Here is a 6555-nt window from a genome sequence, read left to right on the forward strand (position 1 = left end):
CCCCTGCTCATGCCAGCGCTTGTTGCATTGCTTTAGCCTGCGCCCGCAATGCCTCACAAAACGGCTCCACCGCAGCCGAAGCCGGCCGATGATCCGGGCGGATCAGCATCACCTGGTACGGCACCGACACCCGCAACGGCCGGATCGGCAGCCCGCCCTGCGCGGCCTCCAGCCCGCTCAGCGGGTTGATGATGGCAACCCCCAGGCCCTGGCGCACCATGGCGCAGACCGAGGCCGCACTGGTCGTCTCGATCACCGTGCGGCGGTTCACACCCGCCGCGCGAAAGTGCTGGTCCAGTTGCTGGCGGTAGGTGTCGAGGCTGGCCAGGTTGATGAAATCGACTTCGTGAAAATCGCTCAACGCCAGCTCGGCCTTGGCCTGCAACGGGTGGTGTTCGGGCAGCACGCACACCATGTTGGCGCTGAACAGCCGCTCCCCATACGCCCCGCGCGGTATCTGCTCGACCTCGGTCAGGCCCAGGTCGTGCTGCTGGGCCACCAGGGACTCCTCCAGCAACGGCGATTCCTGGGCCAGAATGCTCACACTCACCCCCCGGTGCTGCTGGTGGAAGCGCTGGCAGGCCTTGGGCAGCAGGGTTTGCGAGAACAGCGGCAGGCAGGTGATGGCCAACCGGCCTTGCTCGAAATTGCGAATGGCCTGGGCAAAGCGGTCGATCCGTTCCAGCCCGACATAGGCGCGCTCCACCTCCTCGATCAACAGCAGTGCCTGGGCTGTCGGCACCAGCCGCCCACCTTCGCGCTGGAACAGGTTCAGCCCGGTGACCTGCTCCAGCCGGGCCAGCTCGCGGCTGACGGTGGGCTGCGAAGTGAACAGCAGGCGAGCTGCGGCGGTGACGCTGCCCGCCGCCATGATGGCGCGGAACACTTCGATATGGCGGACGGACAATTTCACGGCAACGCCCTGCGTAATGACAATGGCCATATCAGATATGAATGGCCGACAGAAAAAAAGCTATTTTTCTGAATTCCTGCTTTATCGCATCCTGCTTTCATTCCTGGTATCACCTGAGCGAGTAGCGCCAACATGACAACACCCTTCACCCTCCTGGCCGAGGCAGTGCGCCAACATGGCTCGCCGTTGTGGGCCTACGACACCGGCACCATCGCAGAGCGTGTCGAACAGCTGAAGGTGTTCGACACCGTACGCTTCGCCCAGAAAGCCAACCCCAACCTGCACGTGCTGCGCCTGATGCGCGGCCACGGCCTGGTGCTGGACGCCGTGTCGCTGGGCGAGATGGAGCGGGCCTTCGCTGCCGGCGCCAGCGTTCAGGGCGACCCGGCCGGCGTGGTGCTGACCTGCGATGCACTGGACCGGCCTACCCTGGAGCGGGTGGTGGCAGAAAAGATCGAAGTGAACGCCGGCTCCATCGACATGCTGCGCCAGCTGGGCGAGCGCTCCCCTGGCCACCGCGTGTGGGTCCGCATCAACCCCGGCTTTGGCCACGGCCACAGCCGCAAGACCAACACCGGCGGTGAAAACAGCAAGCACGGCATTTGGCATGAGCAGTTGGACGAAGCGCTGGGCGTGATCAAGGCACACGGCCTGCACCTGGTCGGCGTGCACATGCACATTGGCTCGGGCGTGGATTACCAGCACCTGGAACAGGTAGCCCGCTCGATGATCGAACTGGTCGGCCGCCTGGGGGTGGACATCGAGGCGTTTTCCATCGGGGGCGGGCTTTCCACCCCCTACCGCAGCAGCGACAAGCCGGTCGACCTGCAGCGCTACGCCCAGACCTGGGCAGTGGCACGCAAGGAAATCGAAGCGATGCTCGGCCACCCGGTGCGTATGGAGATCGAACCCGGCCGCTTCCTGGTGGCCGAGTGCGGCTACCTGGTGGCCGAGGTACGGGCGGTGAAACAGGTGGGGCGCAATACCTTCGTGATGATCGACGCCGGCTTCAACGACCTGATGCGCCCGGCCATGTACGGCGCCTACCACGGCATGACCCTGCTCGATGCCAACGGCCAGCCGGTGGAGCGCCCACGCCAGCCAACCGTGGTGGCCGGGCCGCTGTGCGAGTCGGGTGACGTATTCACCCAGGACGACCAGGAACTCACCCCGCAAGACCTGCCGCAAGCACAGGTGGGCGACCTGCTGGTAATTCACGATGCCGGGGCCTATGGCGCATCGATGTCGTCCAACTACAACAGCCGGCCACTGCTGCCAGAGTTCCTGATCGAGAACGGTGCACTGCGGATGATCCGCCGGCGGCAGACCGTGCAGGACCTGCTGGATCTGGAAGCGGGCCTTTAAGCACCCTTCTGCCGGCTAGGCCATACCGCCCATGTAGTGCTCGAGGCGGCCGCGCAGCCAGCGCTCGGCCGGGTCATTGTCGGTAGTGCTCAGCCAGACCATGGCCAGCTCCAGCGCCGTGGCGGCGAACGGCAGTTGCTCGGCCTGCAGGTTGCCCCAGCGCTCCATCCCCTGGGCCGCGTAGTCGGGGCAGCAGGCCAGCAGTTCGGTACCGGCCAGGATCGCCGGCAGCGTACTGAATTGCGGCACCGACAACACCACCTGGCGTTCGCGCCCCAACTCCTTGAGCCAGTCATCGACTACACCCTGGGTATTGGCCGTGGGCGAGCACCGACAAGCACCCTGGTCGAGTCAACGTTGGTAGATAACCTGGCAGGGCGGCCCTTGGCGGCGACCCGATTGCCCGACAGCGGACAGTCCGGTTACCCTTGCTTCTCGTCCCCTCACGGCCGCCCCAGCCGTGCTCCGCCCAGGCTCCCACCGCGATGAACCGTAGAGCTGACCCGCCACCGTCCGACTGGGTAATCCGCAGCGACCAGCCGGGCGGCATCGAGCGTATCGAGGCCTGGTTCGGCAGCCACGGTTACGACCCGCATCGCCACGATACCTACTCGGTCGGGCGAACCCTGGCCGGCGTGCAAAGCTTCCATTACAAGGGCTCGCTGCGCCACGGCATACCCGGCAACACCCTGGTGCTGCACCCGGACGAGCTGCATGACGGCATGGCCGGCACCAACGCAGGCTTTCGCTACCGCATGGCGTACGTAGACCCGGCCCTGATCCAGAACGTGCTGGGTGGCCAGCCGCTGCCCTTCATCGCTGGCGGGCTGTCCAGCGACCCACGGCTGTACCAGGCTAGCGAGGCGCTGGTACAGGCCGTGGACCACCCATTGGAGCCGCTGGAGCAGCAGGACGCCCTGTACGACCTGGCCATGGCCTTGTTGGCGGTCGGCGGCAAACCACGCGGGCGCAAGCGCCTGGACTACCAAGCCGCCGAACGTGCCAGAGCTTTCATCATGGCGCACCTGCACCAGAGCATTACCCTGGACATGCTCGAACAGGCCAGCGGCCGCGAGCGCTGGAGCCTGTCGCGTGATTTCCGCACGCTGTACGGCACCAGCCCCTACCGCTTCGTCACCTTGCGCCGCCTGGACTGTTTGCGGCGCATGGTGGTCGACGGGTTCAGTCTGGTCGATGCGGCGCTTGCTGCCGGCTTTCATGACCAAAGCCACATGACCCGGCATTTCACCCGTTGCTATGGGGTGCCGCCCTTGCGCTGGCTGGAGCGCCTGCGCCCCACCCGCTGACTTGCAGGATCGTACAAGATGCCCATGTTGCAGACCGTTAGGCTGGCCACTCCACTCAACGAGGAATTGTCATGTCTGAAGCCCGTATCCCCTCCCAGCCTGCCAACCTGCTGCACAAAGCGTCGCTGATCGAGCAGCAGTGGAGCCCCAGGGTCGTTGCCGAAATGAACGACTACCAGTTCAAGGTGGTGCGCATCGAAGGCGAATTCATCTGGCACGCACACCCGGAAACCGACGAAGCGTTTCTGGTGCTGGAGGGTGTTTTGCGCATCAATCTGCCCGATGGCTGTGTGTACGTCAACCCCGGTGAGCTGTACGTCGTGCCGCGCGGTATCGAACACAGGACAGCCGCAGAGGGCGAAGCGAAACTGATGATGATCGAGCCCCGCGGCATTCTGAACACCGGGCATGAAGGCGGCGAGCGCACCGCGGTCAATGATGTCTGGATCTGACAAGAGAAGCCGCGCTATTTGTTGTGCGTAGCACTCGCCTGGCAATAATTCACCACGTTCAACTGCCAAACAGCCATTTTGCGTCTTGCTCACCCCTTTTCCATGCCTACCATCGCAACCCGATGAAAATCCACCGCCGTATAATTGGATCCAATATCGAGGGTGCCTTGAATGCGAACACTGGAAATGGACTACTGCCACGGCGACCAGGTCGCCAGCCATTGCCACGCTGAAGACCAGCTGATCTATGCCGCCAGCGGGGTAATGCGCGTCAGCAGCGCGGGAGGCGACTGGGTGATCCCCGGCGGGCATGCACTGTGGGTGCCTGCCGGGGTCAGCCACGCCATCCGCATGCAGGGCGTGGTGAGCATGCGCACGTTGCTGCTCGACGCCGGCATCGCGTGCTGCCAGGTCATCGTGGTATCCGGCTTGTTGCGCGAACTGATCCTGGCCGCGTCACGCATGCTCGACCGGCGTTACGGCGAGCATGCGCGGGCATTGATCCTGAACGAGTTGTCCGCCGCTCGGCGCATCCATGCCTTCGTGCCCACGCCCTCGCACCCGCGCTTGCGTGCCTGGTGCGAGGGCTTTCTCCAGGACCCGGCCCAGGACCTGACGCTGGCGCAGTGTGGCGCGCAGTTGAACCTGAGTGCGCGCAGCGTGGCGCGGCTGTTTCAACGCGAACTGGGCATGTCGTATGGCGAGTGGCGCGCCCGCGCGCGGGTAATGCTCAGCCAGCAATGCCTGGCGCAGGGGCAGCCGATTCTCAACGTGGCGCTAGAGCACGGTTACCAAAGTGCAAGCGCGTTCACCGCCATGTTCAAGCGCATCCTCGGCTACGCGCCGAGTGACTGGCAGCACAACCTCACACGCGGTCACTGAACAGCAGGTTGGCCCGCTTGCGCGCAGGCTTGTCCTGCTTGCGACAGCGCCGCTTCCCCATCCCTGGTTAACCTCGCATCACTCCCTTCAAGTGACCTGTGTGATGCCTTTACTGCACTTTTCTCCCTTTGCTGCCCGGCTGGGCGCCACGCTCGCCGTGCTCGGTGCCCTCACGGCGTGCACGCGGCAGCAGGCCCCCGCCGCGCCGCCACCCGTGCTGCAGGCAAACCCGTTGACCGACCTGCCGGCGGGGGTCAGCCAGCAGCCGTTACCCGCGCAATGGTGGGCGCTGTTCCAGGACCCGCAACTCAACCACTGGGTACAGCTGGCCCTGGCACATAACCAGGACCTGGCCCAAGCAGACGCCACTGTGCAGGCCATGCTGGCGGGTATCGGTGAATTCGACGCGCGCCGCTGGCCCGCCACTGCCGTGGAGGTTGGCGCAACCTATGGCAAGAGCGCCGATGACCAGACCCTGGCCGAGGCCACTGACAGCCATGCGCCGTCACAATGGCAATTCAGCCCCGGCATCGAGCTGGCCTACCAGGTGGATGTCTGGGGCCAGGTACGTGCGGCCATCGAGCGTGCCCGCGCTCAAGCCGATGCCAGCGCTGCAGCACGGGACCTGGTACGCCTGCAGGTGGTCACCCAGACCAGCCGCGCCTACCTGGCTCAATGCGTGTATGGCGCACGCCTGGCCCAGGCCAGGCAGTCGTTGCAAAGCCTCGAGCACAGCGTGCAACTGAGTGAACGCCAGCAACAGGCCGGCGTGGCAACGGCGCTCGACAGCGAGCGCCTGCTGGGCTTGCGTGAGCAGGTGCGGGCGCAACTGCCGATGCTCGTTGCCAGGCGGCAGATGGCGCTTTACGAACTGGCCATGCTCAGTGGCCAGGCGGCTGCGGCACCGGTAGGCGACTGCAGCGCCATCCCCACGGTGTCGGTGCCGCTACCGCTTGGCGATGGGTGGCGCCTGCTTGAGCGAAGGCCGGATCTGCGCCAGGCAGAACGGGAACTGCGGGCTGCTGCGCTGGAGACCGAAATCGCCCGGGCGGACCTGTACCCGAAGGTCAGCTTCGGCGCCTCGTTGACCTCCTCCGCCGCTCACCTGGCCGACCTCGGCGACAGCCGCGCGGTGATGTTCGGTATCGGCCCGCTGATTCACTGGCAGTTCCCCAACCTGAAGGCCAATCGCGCTCGGGTTGGCAAGGCCCGAGCATTGCAGCAGGCGCAGGTCGCCCGCTACCAGGGCGTGGCATTGAATGCGCTGAAAGACGTGCGCCAGGCCCTGGCGCGTTACGCCGGTGAGCGGCAGCGCCTGCAGGCACTGGAGGCAGCGCTTGGCCATAGCCAGCGGGGCTTTGCCCTGGCCCAGAACAACTACCGCGCCGGCACGGTGGACGGCCTGGCATTGCTCGACAGCGAACGCGAACTGATCCGCCTGCGCGCCAGCCAGGTCGAGGCCCAAGGGCGCCTGGCGCAGGCACAGGTCAATCTGTTCCGCGCGCTGGGTGGGCGGTGGTAGCGCGCAGCAACAACCCACAGGGACCGCGCTGGGCCGAGAGCCTTTTCAATGATCAGGGAGTGGCTGCCCTGTAACAAACGCCAAGGCCAGCGCGGTCCCTGTGGGAGATTCTAT

General features: G+C 65.4%; 6 protein-coding genes and 1 pseudogene. 5 read left to right on the forward strand and 2 right to left on the reverse strand.

The window, feature by feature from the left end; genetic code table 11:
* Window positions 1-7: 7 nt before the first annotated feature.
* Entirely contained in the window at window positions 8-913 is a 906-nt protein-coding gene (locus GYA94_RS17435; protein WP_029887872.1) for a LysR family transcriptional regulator, read from the reverse strand.
* 132 nt (window positions 914-1045) lie between these two features.
* On the opposite strand from GYA94_RS17435, the gene lysA reads away from it, so the two are divergent.
* On the forward strand, window positions 1046-2278 hold the full coding sequence (lysA, locus tag GYA94_RS17440) for a diaminopimelate decarboxylase (protein ID WP_009684030.1): 1233 nt from the start codon (window positions 1046-1048) through the stop codon (window positions 2276-2278).
* Between the two features lie 15 nt (window positions 2279-2293).
* On the opposite strand, the pseudogene GYA94_RS17445 reads toward lysA, so the two are convergent.
* Window positions 2294-2605, reverse strand: a pseudogene (locus GYA94_RS17445) (LysR substrate-binding domain-containing protein); the annotation flags it as partial.
* Between the two features lie 158 nt (window positions 2606-2763).
* Between GYA94_RS17445 and GYA94_RS17450 the strand changes: the two are divergent.
* From GYA94_RS17450 to GYA94_RS17465, 4 genes are all read left to right on the forward strand, one after another.
* Window positions 2764-3585: an AraC family transcriptional regulator gene (locus GYA94_RS17450; RefSeq protein WP_161892769.1), complete on the forward strand. Its 822-nt coding sequence runs from the start codon at window positions 2764-2766 to the stop codon at window positions 3583-3585.
* Window positions 3586-3656: 71 nt separating this feature from the next.
* Entirely contained in the window at window positions 3657-4037 is a 381-nt protein-coding gene (locus tag GYA94_RS17455; RefSeq protein WP_161892770.1) for a cupin domain-containing protein, read from the forward strand.
* A 171-nt stretch (window positions 4038-4208) separates the two neighbouring features.
* Window positions 4209-4919: an AraC family transcriptional regulator gene (locus GYA94_RS17460; protein ID WP_161892771.1), complete on the forward strand. Its 711-nt coding sequence runs from the start codon at window positions 4209-4211 to the stop codon at window positions 4917-4919.
* Between the two features lie 103 nt (window positions 4920-5022).
* Window positions 5023-6441: an efflux transporter outer membrane subunit gene (locus tag GYA94_RS17465; protein ID WP_249122029.1), complete on the forward strand. Its 1419-nt coding sequence runs from the start codon at window positions 5023-5025 to the stop codon at window positions 6439-6441.
* Window positions 6442-6555: the final 114 nt, after the last annotated feature.

This window comes from Pseudomonas juntendi, assembly GCF_009932375.1.
Classification (GTDB): domain Bacteria; phylum Pseudomonadota; class Gammaproteobacteria; order Pseudomonadales; family Pseudomonadaceae; genus Aquipseudomonas; species Aquipseudomonas juntendi.

What these genes read in the sequence shown, in the direction of transcription:
- lysA (WP_009684030.1), top strand. Translation starts at nt 1,046, where the DNA reads ATGACAACACCCTTCACCCTCCTGGCCGAGGCAGTGCGCCAACATGGC.
- GYA94_RS17450 (WP_161892769.1), top strand. Translation starts at nt 2,764, where the DNA reads ATGAACCGTAGAGCTGACCCGCCACCGTCCGACTGGGTAATCCGCAGC.
- GYA94_RS17455 (WP_161892770.1), top strand. Translation starts at nt 3,657, where the DNA reads ATGTCTGAAGCCCGTATCCCCTCCCAGCCTGCCAACCTGCTGCACAAA.
- GYA94_RS17460 (WP_161892771.1), top strand. Translation starts at nt 4,209, where the DNA reads ATGCGAACACTGGAAATGGACTACTGCCACGGCGACCAGGTCGCCAGC.
- GYA94_RS17465 (WP_249122029.1), top strand. Translation starts at nt 5,023, where the DNA reads ATGCCTTTACTGCACTTTTCTCCCTTTGCTGCCCGGCTGGGCGCCACG.